We start from the raw sequence: 22351 nt of genomic DNA, 5'->3' as shown, positions 1-22351 counted from the left end.
CGCCATCCTTGGCCGCAACAATCCTTGTTGCTTTCCCATTTAATTGGTTACAACAGCTAAAACTACAACCAACGGCAACAATTACTCCCTACTGTTGCAAAAACCTTAACTACAAACTGATTTTTTCGCGGTTATCATTAAGCACCTTAACACCGAGCCCACGAACCTGCAGTAACTGCTCAACATCGGTAAACTGCCCAATCTCCTCACGTAATTTAATAATGGCGCGAGCACGAGCCATACCCACTCCACGAAGAGCAGCAGCAAGTTCTTCCGCACTGGCGCGATTGATATTCACTTTCTGCGTTTGGCTCTCACGTTCCTCTTGCACAGCACTATATTGAGCGAAGGTGTCAATTTTATGAATTGAAGTACTGGATGATGAACTATCTGAGGCCTCGGCCGAGAAAAGAAAAGCCCCAGAACAAGCAATTGCGATTAATGATTTAATTAACATAAAAGCTCCTTAATAAAAAAACGCTACCGTCCTAGTAGCGTTTTAATTATAGAGCTCGGCTAACTTATGACTAGAGGGATATATCTGAAATCTCGTGGTTTATGGCTGAAAGCAGTTGATTGGCATCTTCACTTTCACGAATTGGGCGTCCCATCACTAAGTAATCAACGCCTGCAGTAATCGCTTGTGTCGGCGTCATCACTCTTTTTTGATCATGGGCCTCACTGCCGGCTGGTCGAATGCCCGGAGTAACCAAGAGAAATTCATCACCTAACTTTGCTCGCAATATGCGCGCTTCTTGTGCCGAGCAAACGACCCCAGATAAACCCGCATCGCGCGCATCCTTGGCTAAGGCCACAACATGATCCCCAAGCTTGCGCTCAACCCCTGTAGCCGCCAACTGTTCTGCCGACATACTAGTCAACACAGTAACCGCAATCAGAATAGGCGCTTTTTCACCGTAAGGACGCAATGCATCACTGGCCGCTCTCAGCATTTCTGCACCGCCAGTTGCATGCACATTAACCATCCATACACCTAACTCTGCGGCAGCAGCAACGGCTTTTGCCACCGTATTTGGAATGTCATGAAATTTTAAGTCTAGAAACACGTCAAAATTGCGAGCGTGTAACGCTTGCACAAGGTCTGGGCCGCCAGCAGTAAATAGTTCTTTGCCAACCTTTAGGCGGCATAAATCTGGATTTAAGCTATCAACAAAGCGCAACGCAGCTGCTGGCTTTGCATAATCTAAGGCCACAATAATTGGTTTATCGATCATTCGCCATCTAACCCTCGTGTTGGTTTAATCGTGCCCCAGGTTTTGCAACTCGGGCAATGCCAGTAAAGTGTTTGGCTTGCGAAACCGCATTGCCTGCAGCGGTGCGTTGAACGCTGCTTTAATTGCTCGGCTACCATCGAACCTAGCAACATGAGGCTCTTTCGTGCTCGCCCATCGTCGGCAGAAGCAACATGAAATTGTATGAGCTTATGGAATGCTTTCATCGTTGGGCTTTTTTGTAATGCCGCTAACATAAATTGCTCAGCGGCTTCTACATTATTGCGGCGAGCGATAATATCCCCTAACATCACAACCGCGCTAGCGCATGGGTGCTCAAGAACGATATCGTGAAGCAACGCAACCAATCCTTCCGAATCGCCCATACCCTCATAACATTCTCGAAATAAGGGTAATATTTCAGGAATGAAATCGGGTTGTTGTTCTGTAATGGGTAGAATATAAGTAATCGCTTTTTGATGTTTACTTTGCCCTATCCACCAACGCGCTAATGCTATTCTTGCTCGAACACATTGGTGATCGTGTTTAAGGGCTTTGCCATAAAACTTCAGTGTTTGGGAGGGTTCATCTTGCAGCTCTGCCAGTTCACAATAAAACTGCGCGATAACCACTTCCACAGCCTTATCTTTGCGCGCAATTTTCAAACCAATACGAATCGCTTTATCCCACTCGTGGGTGGCCTCATAAAGGGCTAATAAACTTTTCAGGCTTTGTGCTTGATAATTTGTGTGTTGCTGTAATTCTCGAAACATTTGTTCGGCACGATCATAAATACCAGCTGAAAGATAATCCTGGCCCAGCTCGTACATGGCGTGCTGGCGTTCTTCCACTGAGAGAGATGGCCTAGAAATTAAATTTTGGTGTATGCGAATAGCCCGATCCACTTCACCACGACGGCGGAAAAGCTTGCCCAAAGTCCAGTGCGTTTCTATGGTTTCACTATCGATATCAAGCATATCGATAAACAGATCTACGGCTTTATCGCTTTGTTCAGAAAGTAGTAAATTGATGCCGGTAACATAGTTCCTTGAAAACTCTTCATGCTCTTTGCGTTGTTCAGCACGCACGCTGTTTCGCCCCATGAACCATCCGTAGGCCGCAGCAACTGGAAGCAGTAGGAACAGCAGTTCAAGCATGCGTTAGCTCGCTTTATTCTCAGGTGACGTATCGGTGTTTTGCTTACTTATCTTGATAACAGCCTTTTTTAACTTTCTGTTTTGTAGCCGTATTTTTAAATACGCAAAACTCATCACACCTAAACCGAGCAAAAAACCGATGAACAGAGTAACCGCAATTACCATTGCCATAGTTGTTTCGGCGCGCATAAATAATAGATTCACTTGCACAGCCTCGGCGTTATAACGGCCAAGGATAAAAGCAATTAAAAATAGCACTAACACGGGTATTAAACTTAGCATCACACGTACCATAACGTTTCCCTGTGCAAAGTAGAAAAGAAAAAAGGCACGCTATTATAGCATGCCTTTTTGTAAAACAGAGTTAAAACCAAGCAGTTAGGCCTGTACTGAATCGTTCACCCGCTCTCGTAGTGCTTTACCTGGCTTGAAGTGCGGAACATATTTTCCACCTAATTCAACCTGGTCACCAGTTTTCGGGTTTCGACCTACTCGAGGTTTGCGATAATGAAGCGAAAAGCTTCCGAATCCTCGAATCTCGATGCGATCACCAGCAGCGAGGGTATGCACCATCACTTCTAGTATCTCCCGAACACCGCGCTCTACGTCTTTAGGTTGCAGCTCAGGCTGCTTATTAATCAGTTTCTCAATCAGTTCCGACTTCGTCATAACAGATCCTTAATGCTGATAACAAAACAACCATTTGCTCTCAGTAAGGGAGTTACAATTACTTATAACTCCCCGGTGATAACCAGCTGGCGATGATTAATCGTCAGTTTTGGCTGCTTTAAACGCTTCTGCCATTGCACTGCTAAATGCAGCTTCTTCAGCGCTACTGTTTACGTTTTCCATTGCTGCTTTCTCTTCCGCTTCATCTTTCGCCTTAATTGAAAGGCTGATTACGCGGTTTTTGCGATCGATACCGACGTAGCGAGCTTCGATTTCATCACCAACAGAAAGAACAGTAGAAGCATCTTCAACACGCTCACGAGCGATATCTGATGCACGAACATAACCTTCAACACCGTCAGCCAACTTCACAGTTGCGCCTTTAGCGTCTACTTCAGTGATACTACCTTTAACAATAGCACCCTTCTTGTTCGCTGCAAGGAAGTTATTCACTGGATCTTCAGAAATCTGTTTGATACCAAGTGAAATACGCTCGCGTTCTGCGTCAACCTGAAGAACTACGGCTTCAACTTCATCACCTTTCTTAAAGTCACGAACGGCTTCTTCGCCAGTTGCGTTCCAAGAGATGTCTGATAAATGTACTAAGCCGTCAATGTTGCCGTCTAGGCCAATGAAGATACCAAAATCAGTGATTGATTTAATCTTACCGCTCACTTTATCGCCTTTCTGGAAGCCTTTTGCGAACTCTTCCCAAGGGTTTGGTTTACATTGTTTGATACCAAGAGAAATACGACGACGCTCTTCGTCGATTTCAAGCACCATTACTTCTACAACGTCATCAAGGTTAACGATCTTAGATGGATGAACGTTTTTGTTAGTCCAATCCATTTCCGATACGTGAACTAAACCTTCAACGCCTTCTTGCAGCTCTACGAAGCAGCCGTAATCAGTTAGGTTAGTTACACGACCAGTTAACGTTGAGTTTTCTGGGTAACGTGCAGAAATATCGCTCCAAGGATCTTCGCCAAGCTGTTTCAAACCTAGAGAAACACGCGTGCGATCGCGATCAAACTTAAGAACTTTACAGTTAATTTCATCGCCAACATTCACGATTTCGCTCGGATGCTTAACACGCTTCCAAGCCATATCAGTGATGTGAAGTAACCCGTCTACGCCGCCTAAATCTACGAATGCGCCGTAATCAGTAAGGTTCTTAACGATACCTTTAACTTCTTGGCCTTCTTGTAGGTTTTCAAGCAATTCGTCACGCTCTGCACTGTTTTCTTTCTCAATCACAGCGCGGCGAGAAACAACAACGTTGTTACGTTTTTGATCAAGCTTGATAACTTTGAATTCTAAATCGCGGTTTTCTAAATGTGCAGTGTCACGGATAGGACGAACATCTACCAAAGAACCAGGTAAGAATGCGCGAACGCCGTTAAGGTCAACTGTGAAGCCGCCTTTCACTTTACCGCTAATGATACCGATAACGGTTTCTTCATTTTCGTGAGCTGATTCAAGCTGCAACCAAGCTTCGAAGCGCTTCGCTTTTTCACGAGAAAGAATAGTTTCGCCGAAGCCATCTTCTACAGCATCTAGCGCCACTTCAACCGTATCACCAACTGCAATCTCCATCTCGCCATCGGCGTTCATGAACTGTTCAGCTGGAATAGCACTTTCAGATTTCAGGCCGGCGTCAACCAGAACTAATCCTTTTGAAATGGCAACAACAGTGCCTTTAACAATCGAACCAGGGCGGGTTTCTACTTCTTTGAGGCTTTCCTCAAATAGTTGGGCAAAATTTTCAGTCATAGGTTTAGTTAACTTCATTTATTAGACATCCACCAGAATTCCATCTCGGCGGGGTTGTTCAACATTATCGGTGCAATCCTTAGCCCCGACCCTTGAATGGCAGTACCTCAGCACAACCGCTTCAATTTGTTAATCGTGAGTGCGCGTATTGCATCACCTGTTCGAGTACTTCCTGAATCGACATTGTAGTTGAATCCAGAATTAACGAATCCTCCGCTGGCGTTAGAGGCGCAACAGAGCGATTCGTGTCTCGATCATCACGATCTTTAATCTCAATGATCAATTCGTCTATATTAGCATCAAAGCCTTTTTCCTGCAATTGCAGGAAGCGGCGGCGAGCCCTCTCTTCGGCACTTGCCGTCAAGAATATTTTTGCTTCAGCATCTGGGAACACAACTGTGCCCATATCACGGCCATCAGCCACCAAACCAGGCATGTCACGAAATGCCTGTTGCCGATGTAACAATGCTTTACGCACCGAAGGTTTTGCCGCTATTTTTGAAGCGATACTCCCTACGGATTCGGTGCGGATTGTCATCGTAATATCTTCACCTTCCAAGATAACGTGGGTTAAGCCCGTTTCGTCATTAGGCACGAATTCAACGTCCAAATCGGTAGCCAGTGCAACTAAGCTTTCCTCATCTTCTGCACTAAAATCGTGGTGCATTGCGGCAACGGCCAATACCCGATAAATGGCGCCGCTATCGAGCAAATGCCAGCCCAACTTTTCAGCGAGTAAACGACACAGCGTTCCCTTCCCTGCTCCGCCTGGCCCATCGATAGTAATCACAGGCGCTTTTTCTGCCTCTGTGTTCTCGCTAGTAGACGGTTCGATATCCGACATGCTAACCCCTTGTGTCCGTTTGCGATACACTAACAAACGGAGATTCAGTAAATTATTGAGCGCGCAAATTATACAGCGAATGCAAAAAATTGCACCTTAATTGCTGTAAACGATGTCTGAGAAATCTGCAAAGAAGTTAGGGTACGTTTTTTTACAACATTCGGGATCAAGAATAGTGACACCACATTCGGCAAAACTAACTAACGCAAAACACATGGCCATGCGATGATCATCATAAGTGGCAATTTCTGCATGCCGTAACCCATTCGCTCCCGCTGGCGGCGGCGTGATACGGATCCAATCGTCACCTTCTACCACGTCGGCACCGCACTTGCGTAATTCTGTCGCCATCGCATGCAATCGATCGGTTTCTTTCAAACGCCAATTGGCTATATTCCGTATCTCGGTGGAGCCACTCGCGAATAAGGCCGTGGTTGCAATGGTCATGGCCGCATCAGGAATGTGATTCAAATCAAACACACCACCTTGCAAATCTTGCTTTCCTGCCGCTACGCGAATACTTCTCGCGCCCCAACTAACTTCCGCCCCCATTGCCTCTAAAACATCGGCAAAGGCTCTATCGCCTTGCAAGCTCTCACTTCCAACACCTTCTACTGTTACCGGCCCTTGGCCAATAGCGCCAGCGGCAAGAAAATACGATGCGGAGGATGCATCACCCTCAATCCAATATACGCCTGGTGATTTATATTGCTGTTGGCCGGGAATAAAAAATTCGCGTTCATTTACTTGTTCAACACGAGCAGAAAAAGACCGCATCATGGCGATAGTTAAATCAATGTACGGTTTGGAAACAACGTTACCAACGAGTTGTAAGCGAGTATCACCTGCCAGTAATGGCAGAAGCATCAATAATGCACTCACATATTGGCTCGACATCGAACCATCTACCCGTAAAAGGCCACCCTGCAGTTCTTTACCGCGAATTAAAAGCGGTGGGAAGCCCTCCGTTTGTTGGTACTCGATGTCAGCGCCAAGAGATTTTAATGCATCCACTAGAGGCCCTATCGGGCGTTCATACATGCGCGGCTCGCCGGTTAGCTCGAACTCCCCTGAGCTTGCACTTAAAACGGCGGCCAGTGGGCGCATAGCCGTACCCGCGTTACCTAAAAACAAAGATAGCGCCCCCGAGAATGCAGGAAGCCCGCCCAAACCGGTGACCTGTAAACTTGTAAGGTTCTCAACCTGCGGTTTTTCGCTCGCGTTTTTTACCGAAGTGCACTTGGCACCAACAGTATCTACCTCGGTAATCATCACGCCGAGTTCGGTTAAAGCTTCACGCATCCGCGCTGTATCGTCGCTTATCAGCATATTATCAAGCTGAGTAGTGCCCTCTGCTAGCGCAGCTAACAACAAAGCACGATTCGCGATACTTTTTGACCCGGGCACGCGAACCGTGCCAGCTACACGAGCGCGATACGATAACGTCAGATTATCCATATTGGCGTTCACCACTTACTATTTGTCCAAAATAATCGCCAAAAATATTCACCAAAGATTATGGAAAACTTCTGCCAATACCTTATCTTAGCCACCCGATTGTTCAGCAATAATCTCATCGTAGGCCCGGTAAAACGCATCCATTTCTTCTGGCAAACCAATGCTTACTCGAAGGTGCTCTGGCAACTCATAACCAGCAACGGGCCGCACTATCACGCCTTTTTGCAGGAGCTTCTGGTTGATAGCTGCCGCTTCAGAACCAAAACGAATCGTGATGAAATTACCATGCGAAGGAATGTAACTCAGGCCACGTGCATCGCAAAATGCGGTTACTTGTGCCATTCCTTCAGCGTTTACTTGAATTGAGTGCTCGAGAAATTCTTCATCTCCCAACGCCGCCATCGCCGCGGTTAGTGCAAGCTCGTTCATATTAAAAGGTTGCCGTATTCGATTCATCAAATCAGCAACTTTCGCGTTAGAAACGGCAAAACCTGCCCGCAGCCCGGCTAATCCATATGCTTTGGAGAACGTCCGAGTGACAATTAGATTTGAATGTTCTGAAATCCATGAGAAAGAAGGCGCTCGAACGTCGCTCGGTACATATTCGTAATAGGCTTCATCTAGCACTACTAAGATATTTTTCGGAACTTTAGCAATGAATGCTTGCAATGCTTCGGTAGTTAAAAAAGTACCAGTTGGATTATTCGGATTCGCTACAAATATCATGCGCGTTTTATCAGTGATGGCCGCTAGCATGGCATCCAAATCATGCCCGTAATCTTTCGCCGGAACCGCTACAGGCTTTGCCCCAATAGCTTTCGTTACCAATGGGTACACCATGAACGCGTGTTGAGAAAAAATCACCTCATGTTGATCAGTTACATAGGTTCTGGCAAGTAATTCGAGCACATCGTTAGAGCCATTACCGAGCGTTATTTGGTTCGTTTCAATCGCAAATTTCTCGGCTAACGCTGTTTTTAGATAGAAGCCATTGGCGTCTGGATATCGAGCCAACTCAGTAATTTTTTTAGCAAGTGCCTGCTTTACTGCATGGCTTACTCCTAATGGGTTTTCATTCGAAGCAAGTTTTACAATATTGCTAATTCCCAATTCGCGCTCTACTTCTTCAATGGGCTTGCCAGCTTGGTAAGGCTGAAGCTCACGAATACCAGGTAGCGCTAAACTTGTTGCATCAAACTCTTGCATCAGAATCCTCTTTCATTTTCTATTTTTCGGTAATTACTGGGCTACTTTCAATTGGCGCAGCATAGTAGTGCAGAACGTAAGCGAATTTATTTATGGGCTTTTTCGAAACGCGCCATAAAATCTACCAATGCTTGTGCACCCGCGAGAGGCATAGCATTGTATAAGCTTGCTCGCATACCACCAACAAAACGGTGCCCTTTCAGGGCTAGTAAACCTTCGGCTTTAGCTTTTGCCAAAAATTCATTATCAAGTTGGCAATCCGCTAATTGAAACGGAATATTCATACGTGAGCGGTTTTGCGGCGCTATGGTGTTCCGATAAAAAGATGAGTTATCCACACACTCATACAACAACCTCGCTTTCGCCTGATTCAAATCAGCCATAGCTTCCACACCGCCCTCGGCTTTAAGCCATTTGAATACCTCGGCCGCGAGATACCACGCGAAGGTATTCGGTGTGTTGTACATGGAGCCTTGCTCAGCTTGTACTTTATAGTTCATTACCGTACAAACACGATGCTGCTGAGTTTCAAGTAAATCATTACGAATAATGGCAACCGATAGACCAGATGGACCTATGTTCTTTTGCGCCCCAGCGTATATAACACCAAATTTCGATACATCAATAGGCTCCGCCAAAATCACCGACGACATATCAGCCACGATGGGCACATTGACATTCGGAATCTCATGTAACGCAATGCCATCAACGGTTTCATTCGGGCAATAATGTAAATAGGCGGCATTCTTCGAGAGTTTCCACTCATTCACCGGCGGAATCGCTTTCCCCTGCGGCGTTTCCGCAACCCTTGCTACTTCATTCACTGTAGCAACGTATTTCTTCGCTTCGTTAATCGCAATATCCGACCAAACGCCAGAGTTTAGATAATCAACCGTAGCGTCCGCCGCCGCAATATTCTGTGGCACCGCAGAGAAGTGAGCTCGCCCGCCTCCATGCATAAACAGCACACTGTAGTTATCGGGAATAGCTAGGAGATCTCTAAGATCTTGTTCCGCCTCTTCTGCCATGCGGATGTAAATCGGGTCTCGATGGCTAATTTCCATCACCGAAATACCCAAGCCTTGCCAATCGAGTAATTCTTTTTGTGCTTTCTTTAAAACTGAGGCCGGCAACATTGCCGGCCCCGCTGAAAAGTTATAGATCATCACCTGAATCTCCAGAGCTCGGCTCAGCGCCATCGCCCCCAACATCATCCGCTGCCGAATCTGGCCCCGCAGCATCTACCACTTCAGAGTCTTCGCCTTCGAGAGCTTCTAAATCTTCCTCTTCCAATTCAGCAACTCGCGCCATGCCAACTACAAACTCATCGGCTGCAGTACGAATCAAAGTAACCCCTTGCGTGTTCCGCCCAACTTGAGAAACTTCATCAACCCGAGTACGAACCAGCGTGCCGCGATTACTTATCAACATAAGGTGCTCGCCAGAAACCACTTCCATAGCACCTACTACTGCGCCATTTCGTTCCGATACCTTAATGGAAACCACGCCTTTCGTAGCCCGGCTCTTCGCTGGATATTCCGCAAGTGGCGTGCGTTTACCATAACCGTTCTCAGTAACCGTTAATACCGCACCTTCGTTCGTGCGCGGAATTAACAAGGATACAATTTTCTGCTCCGGCTCAATACGCATGCCCCGCACACCTGTTGCCGTACGGCCCATTGAACGAACTTGATCTTCGGTAAATCGCACCACTTTGCCGGCATCTGAGAACAGCATAATTTCACTGTTACCATCGGTAATATCTACACCAATTAATTCATCACCTTCGGTAAGATTAAGCGCAATAATACCACTCGATCGAGGGCGTGAGTAATCCGCTAAAGGCGTTTTCTTCACGGTGCCTTTACGTGTTGCCATGATCACAAACTTATCTTCTTCGAAGTTCGCAATCGGCAATATCGCGTTAATGCGCTCATCATCTTGTAATGGAAGTAAGTTTACAATTGGCTTACCGCGAGCGGCACGGCTGGCGTATGGCAGGTTATAGGTCTTCATCCAATACACGCGGCCACGGCTCGAGAAGCAAAGAATCATATCGTGAGTATTGGCTACTAATAAACGCTCAATGAAATCTTCATCTTTCATCTTAGTAGCCGCTTTACCCTTACCGCCACGCTTTTGCGCTTCATATTCGGTTAATGATTGATACTTCACATAACCTTGATGGGATAAGGTAACCACAACATCTTCTTGCTCAATCAGATCTTCAAGATTGATATCGTGGCTTGAGTTAGTAATTTCAGTACGGCGTTCATCACCAAACTCAGCCTGCGCTTGCACGAGTTCCTCACGAATTACTTCCATTAATCGCTCAGAGCTGGCAAGAATATGCATTAACTCAGCAATAACATCTAAAAGGCCTTTATATTCATCAAGAATTTTCTCGTGCTCAAGGCCTGTGAGTTTGTGTAGGCGCAAATCAAGAATCGCTTGAGCTTGGTTTTCTGTTAGATGATAAATACCATCAACAACACCAAAACCCTGCTCAACCCAATCAGGCCGCGCAGCATCAACACCGGCACGCTCAAGCATTACCGATACATCACCTAGGTTCCAGCCTTGGGCAATCAATTGCGCTTTCGCTTCAGCAGGCGAAGGCGAACGTTTAATCATTTCAATGATTTCATTGATGTTCGCAAGCGCTACCGCTAACCCCTCGAGAATGTGTGCACGTTCTCGAGCTTTTCTTAATTCATATACGGTACGGCGTGTTACTACTTCGCGGCGGTGAGTGATAAAACACTCGAGCATTTCGCGGAGTGTGAATAGCTTCGGTTGGCCCTTATCCAAGGCAACCATATTAAAGCCAAAAGCCACTTGCATCTGGGTGTTTTGATAAAGATGATTGAGCATCACCTCACCTGATTCCCCACGTTTCAACTCGATAACAACGCGCATGCCATCTTTGTCAGATTCATCACGCAGCGCACTGATTCCCTCAATGCGCTTTTCTTTTACAAGTTCAGCAATCTTTTCGATTAGTTTGGCTTTATTTACCTGATAGGGTAACTCATGCACGATAATGGTATCGCGGCCGTTATTTTCGTCCGTAATAACTTCTGCACGAGCTCGGATATAAATCTTGCCACGGCCTGTTCTGTAGGCATCAACAATACCTTGACGGCCAGAAACAATCCCTGCAGTTGGGAAATCAGGCCCCGGAATGTGTTCCATAAGCTCTTCGAGCTGGATATCCGGATTATCTACCATCGCCAAACAACCATTAATCACTTCTGTAAGATTGTGCGGTGGAATGTTAGTGGCCATGCCCACGGCAATGCCGGAAGAACCATTCGCCAACAGATTTGGAATGCGTGTTGGTAACACTTCTGGAATAAATTCTGTGCCATCGTAGTTAGGCACAAAATCAACCGTTTCTTTATCGAGGTCGGCCAAAAGTTGATGCGCAATTTTCGACATCCGCACTTCGGTATAACGCATGGCAGCTGCCGAATCACCATCTACAGAACCGAAGTTACCTTGGCCATCGGCCAACATATAGCGCAAAGAGAACGGCTGTGCCATTCGAACTATTGTATCGTAAACCGCAGAATCACCATGGGGGTGGTATTTACCGATAACATCACCAACTACCCGTGCTGATTTCTTATATGGTTTGTTGAAATCATTTCCCAATACATTCATCGCGAATAATACGCGGCGGTGTACGGGTTTTAAACCGTCTCTCACATCCGGCAAAGCACGCCCAATGATTACACTCATTGCGTAATCTAAGTACGAATTCTTTAGTTCGTCTTCGATATTAATCGGCATTACTTCTTTGGCAAGATCGCTCATATTTTTTCCCTAACAGTACTCTTTATATCGTTATAGTTTTCGAGTAAATCGCCTTACTGAACAACCGAAATAGGATACCACAGCACTCTGCTCATGACGACTCAAAAGCACAGAGAAAAATCAACTTAACGCTAGTTTGTGCTAGTTCATTTCGGTACACTTCGAATCAACAATATGCCCGAAGCTAATATTCGCTTGCAAGGCTTTCCTATCCTCGTCCGGTCATTCCGAGGTCATCAGTTTTAGCACAAGGATTCACAACATGCAGCAAAATGTCGATCCGGCAGAAATCGAAAAATTCAATGCTATGGCTTCACGCTGGTGGGACCCTGATGGTGATTTTAAGCCACTACACTTAATCAACCCGTTGCGCCTGCAGTTTATCGAGCAGCACGGTTTAGGTGTTGCGGGCCGGAAAGTTCTCGATGTTGGCTGTGGCGGCGGCTTATTAAGTGAGGCGCTAGCGCAAGCCGGCGCACAGATAACGGGAATAGATATGAGCCCGGACGCGCTCAGCGTTGCCCGGTTACACGCGTTGGATAGCGAATTAACCATTGATTATCAGCAAACCACCGCAGAGGAATTCGCAGAAACACATGCTAATCAGTTCGATATCGTTACCTGCTTAGAAATGCTCGAACATGTTCCCGAACCGTTAACCGTGATAGCAGCCTGCGCGCACATGGTAAAACCGGGCGGCCGCATCATCTTCTCTACATTGAATAGAACATTAAAGGCAAAGCTACTTGGTGTTTATGCAGCAGAATATGTTTTACGTTGGGTTCCGCAAGGAACTCACGATGCCAAGAAATTTATTCGTCCTGCGGAGTTAATGGATATGGCTAACGCAGCAGGATTACGCGAACTCGCGGCAACCGGCATTCATTACAATCCGATATTGAACCAATTTTTCATTAGTGACCGTAATCTTGATGTAAATTATCTGGTGGCCTGCGAACGCCCAGCGAGCGAACACACAGACAAATAAATTTCGGAGTTAATCAGTGATAAAGCCAAAGCACCAACCCGATGCAGTATTATTTGATTTGGATGGCACCTTACTCGATACCGCCCCCGATCTTGGGCATGCACTGAATCAGGTGCTGCGAGCACACAACCGGCCCATTAAACGCAATGCTGAAATTAGGCCCTATGCTTCTCACGGCTCCCATGGGCTGTTAAAGCTTGGTTTTGGCGCCGATTTCAACGACGAGAATCGCTTAACCTTGCGGCAGCAATTTCTCGATTTTTACGAACAGCATGTCTGCGTTGATACACGTTTGTTTGATGAAGTAACTGAGCTACTGCAACAATTGCAAGCCTTGGAAATACCGGTAGCCATTGTTACCAATAAACCGACGCTATATACAGAGCTGGTATTACAACAAATTCCGCCTTTAGCGGCGATTGGCGTAGTGGTGTGTGGTGATACTCTAAAAGTTGCCAAACCCGACCCTGCGCCCCTCCTGCATGCATGCGAGCGTTTACAAGCGAGCAATGCCAATAGTATTAATCCAGCGAATTGCCTATATGTAGGTGATGCCGAGCGCGATATTTTGGCTGGCCGCCAGGCCAAGATGAAAACCGTGTTAGCGAATTATGGCTACATTGCACCGGAAGATGATGTGGCATCTTGGCGCGCTGATTTTGCTATTGATTCACCGCTTGAATTAATGCAGTTACTGGTTGATCGCGGTTAACATCGCAAAATTGATTTGGCGCCTGTTTTAACGGAACCACCTGCAAAAACTAAACAGAACGTTTAGTTAATTTGTTATATATTCCCTTGTGTGCGATTAACAAAATATTTAATAGTAAAAAGTTATGACCCCGTAACGCCCACCACTACTGCGTCAAGCAAAAAAATACCGATTTCTCTTACAAAATCTATCATTTCAGGCTTGATCAAATGGCGCTAGATGACTAGCATAGCTCCCAGCAACGCAACACTATATATTGTGTAAAATTACTCCAACAGCATTCATTCAACACAATATATAGTGCTTCGAAAAACATCAGCGAGGGAACCATGAGCCAACCTATTCACGTTACAAAGCGCAACGGCACACGCGAAGTCCTGGATTTAGAAAAAATTCATCGGGTTATTAGTTGGGCCGCTGAAGGCCTGAAAAATGTGTCTGTTTCTGAAGTAGAACTGCGCTCGCGCATACAATTCTACGATGGCATTAAAACTGCCGATATCCATGAAACGATTATTCGTGCCGCTGCCGATTTAATTAGTGAAGAAGCGCCTGATTATCAATACCTCGCCGCTCGATTAGCAATCTTTCACTTACGCAAAAAAGCCTATGGCCAGTTTGAGCCACCCCGCTTGTATGACCATGTAAGCAAAATGGTAAGCATGAACCGATATGATAAGCATATCTTAGAGGATTACACGCAAGCTGAACTTGAGGAAATGGATACATTCCTAGAGCACAGCCGTGACCTCGATTTCTCTTATGCTGCCGTAAAACAGCTAGAGGGCAAGTATTTAGTACAAAACCGGATCACCGGTGTGGTGTATGAGAGCGCACAGTTTTTGTATTTACTCGTGGCAGCCTGTTTATTTGCCAAATATCCAAAAGAAAACCGCTTAAATTATATCCGCCGTTTTTATGATGCTACCTCACAGTTCAAGATTTCCCTACCGACACCGATTATGTCGGGTGTGCGTACGCCAACTCGCCAGTTTAGTTCTTGTGTGTTGATTGAGTGTGGCGATAGCTTAGATTCTATTAATGCTACTGCCAGCGCCATTGTAAAATATGTTTCGCAACGTGCAGGGATTGGTATCAACGCCGGCCGTATTCGGGCGCTTGGAAGTGCAATTCGCAATGGCGAAGCTTTCCACACCGGCTGCATTCCATTTTTTAAGTACTTTCAAACCGCAGTGAAAAGCTGTTCCCAAGGTGGTGTTCGCGGTGGTGCGGCTACCCTATTCTACCCACTGTGGCACCTAGAGGTTGAATCGTTACTTGTGCTGAAAAACAACCGTGGTGTTGAAGAAAACCGTGTACGCCATTTAGATTACGGCGTTCAATTCAACAAAACCATGTATCAACGGCTGGTAAAAGATCAATACATCACGTTATTCAGCCCTTCTGATGTTCCAGGCCTATACGATGCCTTCTTTGCAGACCAAGAAGAGTTTGAGCGTTTGTACGAGCAGTACGAAGCCGATGAGAATATCCGTAAGAAACGCATCAAGGCTATTGAGTTATTTAGTTTGTTCATGCAAGAGCGCGCTAGCACGGGCCGGATGTATTTACAGAATGTGGATCACACCAACAACCACAGCCCATTTAATCCGAAGCTAGCGCCGGTTCGCCAAAGCAACTTGTGCTTAGAGATCGCTTTGCCAACCAAACCGCTTGAACACATAAACGACGAGAATGGTGAAATTGCACTCTGTACGCTTTCAGCTTTTAATCTCGGTGCCATCAACTCTCTTGATGATTTCGAAGAGTTAGCTGATCTTGCCGTACGCGCTTTGGATAACCTATTGGATTACCAAGATTATCCCGTACCAGCAGCGGAAAACGCCTCCATGGCGCGGCGTACACTCGGTATCGGCGTGATTAACTACGCCTACTACCTTGCCAAGAACGGTGTTCGTTACTCCGATGGCAGCGCTAATAGGCTAACCCACCGTACATTTGAAGCCATTCAATACTATCTGATGAAAGCATCGAATGAGCTCGCAAAAGAAAAAGGCGCGTGCCCGAAATTTAACGAAACTACCTACTCTGAGGGTATTTTACCAATCGATACCTACAAAAAAGACTTAGATGCAATTTGCTCTGAGCCTCTACATTACGATTGGGAAGCGCTGCGTGAATCAGTGAAAAAATATGGCCTGCGTAACTCAACATTATCCGCGTTAATGCCATCAGAAACGTCTTCCCAGATCTCTAATGCTACTAATGGTATTGAACCACCTCGTGGCCATGTTAGCGTAAAATCATCGAAAGATGGTGTGATGAAACAAGTGGTACCAGACTACGAAAACTTAAAAGATAAGTATGAACTGTTATGGCAGATTCCAAGTAATAAAGGGTACTTGGAGCTTGTTGGTATCATGCAAAAATTCGTGGACCAAACCATCTCGGCAAACACAAACTACGATCCGGGCAAATTTGAAGGTGGCCGTGTGCCAATGAAACAGCTGCTGCAGGATCTGTTGTACGCATATAAGCTAGGTGTGAAAACAATGTACTATCACAACACTCGTGACGGTGCATCAGATAGCCAAACAGATATGCCTGCAGAAATGCGTAAAAAGCTTGAAGAGAAGGCAAACCAAGCCGTAACTGCCGTTATCGAAGAAGACGATGATTGTGCTGGCGGCGCCTGCAAAATTTGAGGTAAGCATGCGATATTCTACATTTAGCAAAGTAAATACGAACGCACTCGATGAACCTATGTTTTTCGGTAACTCAGTGAATGTGGCGCGCTACGATCAGCAGCGCCACCCTATTTTCGAAAAACTAATCGAAAAACAATTAAGCTTTTTCTGGCGCCCAGAAGAGGTAGATGTGAGCCGCGATCGGGTTGATTTCAACAAGATTTCCGATAGCGAAAAGCACGTTTTCATTTCAAATTTAAAATATCAAACTTTGCTTGATTCCGTGCAAGGCCGCAGCCCAAACGTAGCTTTGTTACCAATCGTTTCTCTGCCAGAGTTAGAAACTTGGATTGAAACCTGGGCGTTTTCGGAAACTATTCACTCACGCTCATACACCCATATTTTACGGAATCTGTTTACTGACCCAAGCCATGTGTTTAACGACATCATGGTAAACGAAGAAATTCAAACGCGTGCCGTAGATATTTCCCAGTACTACGATGATTTGATTTTCTATACCCAGCTATGGCAAACCCATGGCGAAGGTTCAATTACCATCGATGATAAAACCTATCATGTTAGTGTTCGTGATTTGAAGAAGAAGCTATTCTTGTGCATCAATTCCGTAAATGCACTTGAGGCCATTCGCTTTTATGTAAGCTTCGCGTGTTCATTTGCATTTGCCGAGCGCGAGTTAATGGAAGGAAATGCAAAGATCATTAGGCTAATTGCCCGTGATGAGAACCTGCACCTCACCTCAACGCAACACATTCTGAATCTTTGGCAATACGGTGAAGACGACCCAGAGATGAAAGAGATTGCGGAAGAATGCCGAGAGGAAGCCCGGCAAATATTCTTGAAAGCGGTAAGCCAAGAAAAACAATGGGCTAAATATTTGTTCCAACATGGATCGATGATTGGTTTGAACGAACAGATTCTTTGCCAATACGTGGAATACATTGCCAACTTACGTATGCAAGCAATTGGTTTTGAGCCTGAATTCGAGCAAAAAAATAATCCATTACCATGGATGAACAAATACTTGGTGTCTGATAACGTGCAAGTAGCGCCGCAGGAAGCTGAAATTAGCTCCTACTTAGTTGGGCAAATTGATAGCCAAGTGAGTATTGATGATTTTGGAGATTTCGATCTCTGATCCCATGACATCCTACAAGATTATCGTTAACGAAGTTATCCACATTGAGGTCGCGGCAGATGCCCCGGCCTCTTTACTTGAGGTTATGGAAACGTCAGGTTTAGAAACTCGTTACCATTGTCGTAATGGATTCTGTGGCGCCTGCCGCACTAAGCTTCTTAGTGGCTCTGTTCGCTATACTACAGATCCGCTTGCCTACATCAGGCCGGGCGATATTCTACCCTGTGTTTGCCAAGCTGAATCTGATTTACAATTAGAGCACAAATAACGCGCTCACCGCGCAAAGCGAATAATCGTTTTAACAGAACAGCGGCATCGTAAGAATCGATTTCCACAACATCCTTAACTTTGGCATAATGCCGCGCTCTCAGGATCATCTATTTGCAGGAGTTCTTATGTTAACCGTAATTTTTGGCCGCCCGGGCTGTCCTTTTTGTGTGCGTGCAGAACAAATTGCACAGCGCTTAGCAACATCACGCGATGATTTTGAGTATCGCTACGTTGATATGCAAAAAGAAGGGATTACTAAAGCTGACCTGGAAAAAACAGTGGGCAAGCCGGTAATGACGGTACCACAAATCTTTGTTGACGAGACGCACGTGGGCGGTTGCACCGAGTTTGAAGCCTACGCAAAAGCTAACTTAGGCTTGTACGCATAAGCCAAGCGGCGGCCATAAGTTGGAACTCTCGGAAACTTGCGGCATTTACGTCGGCATTTACGTCGGCGTTAATTCCGACGTAGACGCCGACGTAGATGCAAAGAAAACACCTGCACGAGTGCTATAAAAGCGCCAAAACTAATCATTAATCTTTAGTGTATGCGTACTCTTAAGCGTAGGCGCATCCACAATTAGCAACGTAGCAGTTGTTCAATCTCATCTAATCTTTGTTTCAAACGTTGCTCGGATACAGGGAACGCCGTTCCAAGTTGCTGCGCAAAGGTAGAAACCCGAAATTCCTCCAAATACCAACGAAACTCAACAAGCTCACTAGGAGTTGGATCGCCTTTTGGCACTTTCTTATACAAATCTTGCCAACGTTGCTCCAGTTTTTCGAGCTGCAGGCCTCTGATCCGATCTTTGTTAGGGTCAACGGGTAGCTTTTCCGCTCGTTGCACAAGCGCTTTCAGATACCGTTCGGCATCAGTTAAGCGACCCACGCCAAAATCGCTTACAAAGCCAGGATAAACTAGCCGTTCAAGGTGAGCTTTTACATCATTGTAAGATTGCACGAGTGTTAGCGGAATCTTGCCCTTAATCAATTTTTGCACTTGATGGCTCAACAATAAGCATCGCTCAACTTGCACTGCTATCGCCAACGTTTGATCGTTTAACTCTGCACGAACGCGATCTGTAAGGGCTCGAAACTCTCGATCGTTTTTCGGTAACTCTTCGCCTATCAAGGCATCAATAGCCGCTAACATACAATCTTCTATTAGGGCTTCAACTTTGCCCCAAGGATTAAAATACATAGCCAACTTAGCTTTATTCGGCAGCTTTGCCCGCAAATAGCTAACCGGAGAAGGTATCTGCAACATCACTAATTTTCGTAAACCTTGCCGATTTGAGCCTTGAGCTTCAGCCTCACTATCAAAAACCCGAATCGCAACCGTGCGCCCTTCGTCTTTCAACGCAGGGAATGCCTTAATAGAAAAACGCCCACTTTTCTTTTCTACCGCACTCGGTGCTGTGCCGAAATCCCAATCTGTAAGCCCTTCTCTTTCAATATCATCGCCGGCAGTTGCCACTAAAGTTTCCGTTAACTTTGGTTGCATTTGCTGTTGTAACGTTTTCAAATGCCGCGCACGAGCAAGTACTTTTCCATTCTCATCAAGAATCCGGAAATTCATCTTCACGTGTTCCGGTAACGCATCGTAATTCCAAGCCTCAGCCGGCACCTCTACACCCGTCATGCGTTTCAACTGCGCGCTCAATACCTGCACCAGTGTGCGTTCTCCATCGGGTTCATCTGCACTAACAGCCTGTAAAAATGCTTGCGCGTAATTCGGAGCCGGTACAAAGTTACGCCGCAACGTTTTCGGCAAGCTTTTGATTAAGGCGATCACCAAAGTTTCCCGCAGCGCCGGAATTTGCCAATCAAAGCCCGTAGCTGAAACTTGATTCAGTACCGGTAGTGGAATATCCACGGAAACACCGTCATCAATGTCACTTGGTTCAAAAATGTAGGTTAATGGCAACCGCAACCGGCCTTGCACCCACTCATCCGGATAATCAACTGCAGTAATGTGGCTGGCATCCTGCTGCATTAGCTGCTCGCGGCTAAAGTGCAATACCCGCGGGTTCGCTTTGCGCGCGTTTTGCCACCAACGTTTTAGCCTACGTTCATCAAAGATATCCTCTGGTAAAACCTCATCATAGGCATGAAATAAGGCTTCTTCATCAATGAGAATATCTCTACGCCGGGATTTATCCTCTAACTCACGAACCGATTCGATCAATTTACGATTCGTTTTCATAAACGGAAGCGATTCCCGCAGTTGGCCGTTAACCAATGCTTCAAGAATAAATATGCGCCGCGATTCAACCGGATCGATGCGGCCGTATTGAATACGGCGGCCGGCAACAATTAACAAGCCATAGAGGGTAACCTGTTCCGTAGCCACTACCGCACCGAGCTTTTTAGAAAAGCGAGGTTCGTGATAATTACGCTTAACTAAATGCTCAGCAGCAGGTTCTATCCACTCAGGTTCAATTTTTGCGACATAACGGCCGTATAACCTCGATGTCTCTACTAATTCAGCCGCAATTAACCATTTTGGCTTTGCGGAAAAAAGCGCAGAACCAGGAAAAATAAAGAATCGGCTTTGCCGCGCACCCATATACTGATGCTTTTCATCCTTATTCCCTATGTGAGAGAGTAAGCCAGTTAACAGGGCTCGGTGTATACTGGTGTAATCAGCCGGCTCTTCATTAATTCGGATTCCCTGCTCGCGAACACTTTGCCGCAGTTGTGTGTGTAGATCTTGCCATTCACGAACACGTAAATAGTGAATCATTTCTTGTTTGCAACGTTTCCGAAATTGATTTCCGCTCAACTCTTTTTGTTGCGCTTGCACATAGTTCCAAAGGTTCAAGTAGCCAAGGAAATCAGAATCTTTATCAAGAAAACGTTTATGCAGCTCATCTGCTTTTTGCTGTTTATCGTGGGGCCGCTCGCGGGGATCCTGAATACTTAACGCTGCAGTAATCACCAGTAGTTCTCGCACACACCCTAGCTCACTTGCCGCTAGCAGCATTCGGCCAAGCCTTGGATCTATCGGCATTCGGCCTATCGAACGGCCGACCGGGGTTAATTTTGGCGCTTGCTTACGGCCAAGGCTTTGCATTGCACCAAGTTCTTCGAGTAAACGAATACCATCAGTAATAAAGCGTTCATCTGGCCGTTGTAGAAATGGAAACTTACGGATGTTCCCTAATTTTAACGTAGCCATTTGCAGCACAACCGATGCTAAGTTCGTACGCAGAATCTCAGGATCAGTAAACTCAGGCCGGTTAAGAAAATCTTCTTCACTGTACAAACGCACGCAAATGCCGGGGCCAACTCGGCCGCAGCGCCCTGCTCTTTGGTTTGCACTGGCTTGCGAAATAGGTTCAATAGGTAGCCGCTGAACTTTAGTTCGATAGCTATAACGAGAAATACGTGCGGTACCCGGGTCGATAACATAACGAATGCCCGGCACGGTTAAGGAGGTTTCCGCTACGTTCGTGGCAAGTACAATGCGCCGCCCACTGTGAGGCTGAAAAATTCGGTTTTGTTCACTCGCTGATAACCGCGCATAGAGAGGGACAATTTCTATAGGCTGTGGCCGCTCACGGAAATGCTCACTCAAAGCATCGGCGCTATCACGAATTTCCCGTTCACCACTCAAAAACACAAGAATATCGCCAGGGCCTTCTTGCACCAAACTACTTGCAGCATCGCAAATACCTTGAATAACATCTTGCTCGCTTTCATCATCGCCTTCTTGCAAGGGTTGATAGCGAGTTTCTACTGGATAAGTTCGCCCTTCCACAGAAATAATCGGTGCCTTGGCAAAGTGTTCTGAAAAGCGCTCAGTTTCAATGGTAGCGGATGTAATAATAACTTTTAGATCTGGCCTTTTATCAATTAACTGGCGCAATACGCCTAAGAGGAAATCTATATTCAAGGAACGTTCGTGAGCTTCATCAATGATAATCGCGGAGTATTTTCTTAACATACGATCATGTTGCATTTCTGCCAATAAAATACCGTCGGTCATTAATTTAATGGCAGTATCCGCAGAAGCCGTATCTTGAAAACGAATTTTAAAACCAACGGTCTTTCCCAACGGCTCTTCTAGCTCATCCGCAATGCGTTGCGCAACCGAACGAGCAGCTAAACGGCGCGGTTGCGTATGCCCAATCATGCCTTGTTCAGCATATCCCATTTCTAGCAACATCTTTGGTAATTGCGTAGTTTTACCCGAGCCCGTTTCACCAGCAAGAATAACCACTTGGTGATCGCGAATTGCCGTTTGAATGCGTTCCTTCTCAGCAACTACTGGTAACTGTTCCGGAAACTTAATGACACGAGTTAAAACCTCAGACATGAATACAGATACTTCCTATACTGAAAAGAAAATTACACCAATAACAAGGCCGCTAAGTTTAGCAAACCTAGCGGCCCAAGCCCATGTGAAACAGGCAT

18 protein-coding genes are annotated in these 22351 nt (G+C 45.8%); 6 read left to right on the top strand and 12 right to left on the bottom strand.

Going from position 1 to position 22351, the window contains the following annotated elements; all coding sequences use genetic code 11:
* Nucleotides 1–109 precede the first annotated feature (109 nt).
* The 11 genes from CWE08_RS03860 to gyrA all read right to left on the bottom strand — a co-directional run bounded on the left by CWE08_RS03860 (nucleotide 110) and on the right by gyrA (nucleotide 12158).
* On the bottom strand, nucleotides 110–457 hold the full coding sequence (locus CWE08_RS03860) for a ComEA family DNA-binding protein (protein WP_126765801.1): 348 nt from the start codon (nucleotides 455–457) through the stop codon (nucleotides 110–112).
* Between the two features lie 70 nt (nucleotides 458–527).
* Nucleotides 528–1235 carry an orotidine-5'-phosphate decarboxylase gene (pyrF, locus tag CWE08_RS03855; RefSeq protein ID WP_126765799.1) on the bottom strand — a complete coding sequence of 236 codons (708 nt, stop codon included), beginning with the start codon at nucleotides 1233–1235 and terminating at the stop codon, nucleotides 528–530.
* On the bottom strand, nucleotides 1232–2389 hold the full coding sequence (gene lapB, locus CWE08_RS03850; protein ID WP_126765798.1) for a lipopolysaccharide assembly protein LapB: 1158 nt from the start codon (nucleotides 2387–2389) through the stop codon (nucleotides 1232–1234). Before lapB ends, pyrF begins: the two co-directional genes overlap by 4 nt.
* A 3-nt stretch (nucleotides 2390–2392) precedes the next feature.
* The gene (locus tag CWE08_RS03845; protein WP_126765796.1) at nucleotides 2393–2683 is read right to left on the bottom strand and encodes a lipopolysaccharide assembly protein LapA domain-containing protein; all 291 of its coding nucleotides are present in this window, start codon (nucleotides 2681–2683) and stop codon (nucleotides 2393–2395) included.
* A gap of 84 nt (nucleotides 2684–2767) precedes the next feature.
* On the bottom strand, nucleotides 2768–3058 hold the full coding sequence (ihfB, locus tag CWE08_RS03840; RefSeq protein ID WP_126765794.1) for an integration host factor subunit beta: 291 nt from the start codon (nucleotides 3056–3058) through the stop codon (nucleotides 2768–2770).
* 96 nt (nucleotides 3059–3154) lie between these two features.
* Nucleotides 3155–4831, bottom strand: a complete 1677-nt coding sequence (gene rpsA / locus CWE08_RS03835) for a 30S ribosomal protein S1 (RefSeq protein WP_126766542.1) — start codon at nucleotides 4829–4831, stop codon at nucleotides 3155–3157.
* Nucleotides 4832–4952: 121 nt separating this feature from the next.
* Nucleotides 4953–5675: a (d)CMP kinase gene (cmk, locus tag CWE08_RS03830; protein ID WP_126765792.1), complete on the bottom strand. Its 723-nt coding sequence runs from the start codon at nucleotides 5673–5675 to the stop codon at nucleotides 4953–4955.
* A 96-nt stretch (nucleotides 5676–5771) separates the two neighbouring features.
* Entirely contained in the window at nucleotides 5772–7133 is a 1362-nt protein-coding gene (aroA, locus tag CWE08_RS03825; RefSeq protein WP_126765790.1) for a 3-phosphoshikimate 1-carboxyvinyltransferase, read from the bottom strand.
* Between the two features lie 87 nt (nucleotides 7134–7220).
* Nucleotides 7221–8339, bottom strand: coding sequence for a histidinol-phosphate transaminase (gene hisC / locus CWE08_RS03820; protein WP_126765788.1), 1119 nt, complete (start codon nucleotides 8337–8339; stop codon nucleotides 7221–7223).
* An 86-nt stretch (nucleotides 8340–8425) separates the two neighbouring features.
* Nucleotides 8426–9505, bottom strand: a complete 1080-nt coding sequence (serC, locus tag CWE08_RS03815) for a 3-phosphoserine/phosphohydroxythreonine transaminase (RefSeq protein WP_126766539.1) — start codon at nucleotides 9503–9505, stop codon at nucleotides 8426–8428.
* Nucleotides 9495–12158 (bottom strand): DNA gyrase subunit A, encoded by a 2664-nt coding sequence (gene gyrA / locus CWE08_RS03810; protein WP_126765786.1) that lies wholly within the window; start codon nucleotides 12156–12158, stop codon nucleotides 9495–9497. Before gyrA ends, serC begins: the two co-directional genes overlap by 11 nt.
* A gap of 262 nt (nucleotides 12159–12420) precedes the next feature.
* Here gyrA and ubiG point away from each other — a divergent pair, with 262 nt between their 5' ends.
* The 6 genes from ubiG to CWE08_RS03780 all read left to right on the top strand — a co-directional run bounded on the left by ubiG (nucleotide 12421) and on the right by CWE08_RS03780 (nucleotide 18321).
* On the top strand, nucleotides 12421–13146 hold the full coding sequence (gene ubiG, locus CWE08_RS03805) for a bifunctional 2-polyprenyl-6-hydroxyphenol methylase/3-demethylubiquinol 3-O-methyltransferase UbiG (RefSeq protein ID WP_126765784.1): 726 nt from the start codon (nucleotides 12421–12423) through the stop codon (nucleotides 13144–13146).
* Between the two features lie 16 nt (nucleotides 13147–13162).
* Complete coding sequence (locus tag CWE08_RS03800) at nucleotides 13163–13858, top strand: HAD family hydrolase (RefSeq protein ID WP_198677070.1); 696 nt, start codon at nucleotides 13163–13165, stop codon at nucleotides 13856–13858.
* 329 nt (nucleotides 13859–14187) lie between these two features.
* Nucleotides 14188–16524, top strand: coding sequence for a class 1a ribonucleoside-diphosphate reductase subunit alpha (gene nrdA, locus CWE08_RS03795; protein ID WP_126765782.1), 2337 nt, complete (start codon nucleotides 14188–14190; stop codon nucleotides 16522–16524).
* 7 nt (nucleotides 16525–16531) lie between these two features.
* Nucleotides 16532–17662: a class Ia ribonucleoside-diphosphate reductase subunit beta gene (nrdB, locus tag CWE08_RS03790; protein ID WP_126765780.1), complete on the top strand. Its 1131-nt coding sequence runs from the start codon at nucleotides 16532–16534 to the stop codon at nucleotides 17660–17662.
* 4 nt (nucleotides 17663–17666) lie between these two features.
* Nucleotides 17667–17930, top strand: coding sequence for a class I ribonucleotide reductase maintenance protein YfaE (yfaE, locus tag CWE08_RS03785; protein WP_241973826.1), 264 nt, complete (start codon nucleotides 17667–17669; stop codon nucleotides 17928–17930).
* A gap of 127 nt (nucleotides 17931–18057) precedes the next feature.
* Nucleotides 18058–18321 (top strand): GrxA family glutaredoxin, encoded by a 264-nt coding sequence (locus CWE08_RS03780; protein ID WP_126765777.1) that lies wholly within the window; start codon nucleotides 18058–18060, stop codon nucleotides 18319–18321.
* A gap of 191 nt (nucleotides 18322–18512) precedes the next feature.
* Here CWE08_RS03780 and hrpA read toward each other — a convergent pair whose 3' ends face one another.
* Nucleotides 18513–22253, bottom strand: coding sequence for an ATP-dependent RNA helicase HrpA (gene hrpA / locus CWE08_RS03775; protein WP_126765775.1), 3741 nt, complete (start codon nucleotides 22251–22253; stop codon nucleotides 18513–18515).
* Between the last annotated feature and the right edge of the window lie 98 nt (nucleotides 22254–22351).

Source organism: Aliidiomarina iranensis (genome assembly GCF_003987135.1).
GTDB lineage: Bacteria > Pseudomonadota > Gammaproteobacteria > Enterobacterales > Alteromonadaceae > Aliidiomarina > Aliidiomarina iranensis.
The sequence above is the reverse complement of the archived record's forward strand: the minus strand, read 5'-3'. Positions and strand labels throughout refer to the sequence as shown.

What these genes read in the sequence shown, in the direction of transcription:
- CWE08_RS03860 (WP_126765801.1), bottom strand. Translation starts at nt 457, where the DNA reads ATGTTAATTAAATCATTAATCGCAATTGCTTGTTCTGGGGCTTTTCTT.
- pyrF (WP_126765799.1), bottom strand. Translation starts at nt 1,235, where the DNA reads ATGATCGATAAACCAATTATTGTGGCCTTAGATTATGCAAAGCCAGCA.
- lapB (WP_126765798.1), bottom strand. Translation starts at nt 2,389, where the DNA reads ATGCTTGAACTGCTGTTCCTACTGCTTCCAGTTGCTGCGGCCTACGGA.
- CWE08_RS03845 (WP_126765796.1), bottom strand. Translation starts at nt 2,683, where the DNA reads ATGGTACGTGTGATGCTAAGTTTAATACCCGTGTTAGTGCTATTTTTA.
- ihfB (WP_126765794.1), bottom strand. Translation starts at nt 3,058, where the DNA reads ATGACGAAGTCGGAACTGATTGAGAAACTGATTAATAAGCAGCCTGAG.
- rpsA (WP_126766542.1), bottom strand. Translation starts at nt 4,831, where the DNA reads ATGACTGAAAATTTTGCCCAACTATTTGAGGAAAGCCTCAAAGAAGTA.
- cmk (WP_126765792.1), bottom strand. Translation starts at nt 5,675, where the DNA reads ATGTCGGATATCGAACCGTCTACTAGCGAGAACACAGAGGCAGAAAAA.
- aroA (WP_126765790.1), bottom strand. Translation starts at nt 7,133, where the DNA reads ATGGATAATCTGACGTTATCGTATCGCGCTCGTGTAGCTGGCACGGTT.
- hisC (WP_126765788.1), bottom strand. Translation starts at nt 8,339, where the DNA reads ATGCAAGAGTTTGATGCAACAAGTTTAGCGCTACCTGGTATTCGTGAG.
- serC (WP_126766539.1), bottom strand. Translation starts at nt 9,505, where the DNA reads ATGATCTATAACTTTTCAGCGGGGCCGGCAATGTTGCCGGCCTCAGTT.
- gyrA (WP_126765786.1), bottom strand. Translation starts at nt 12,158, where the DNA reads ATGAGCGATCTTGCCAAAGAAGTAATGCCGATTAATATCGAAGACGAA.
- ubiG (WP_126765784.1), top strand. Translation starts at nt 12,421, where the DNA reads ATGCAGCAAAATGTCGATCCGGCAGAAATCGAAAAATTCAATGCTATG.
- nrdA (WP_126765782.1), top strand. Translation starts at nt 14,188, where the DNA reads ATGAGCCAACCTATTCACGTTACAAAGCGCAACGGCACACGCGAAGTC.
- nrdB (WP_126765780.1), top strand. Translation starts at nt 16,532, where the DNA reads ATGCGATATTCTACATTTAGCAAAGTAAATACGAACGCACTCGATGAA.
- yfaE (WP_241973826.1), top strand. Translation starts at nt 17,667, where the DNA reads ATGACATCCTACAAGATTATCGTTAACGAAGTTATCCACATTGAGGTC.
- CWE08_RS03780 (WP_126765777.1), top strand. Translation starts at nt 18,058, where the DNA reads ATGTTAACCGTAATTTTTGGCCGCCCGGGCTGTCCTTTTTGTGTGCGT.
- hrpA (WP_126765775.1), bottom strand. Translation starts at nt 22,253, where the DNA reads ATGTCTGAGGTTTTAACTCGTGTCATTAAGTTTCCGGAACAGTTACCA.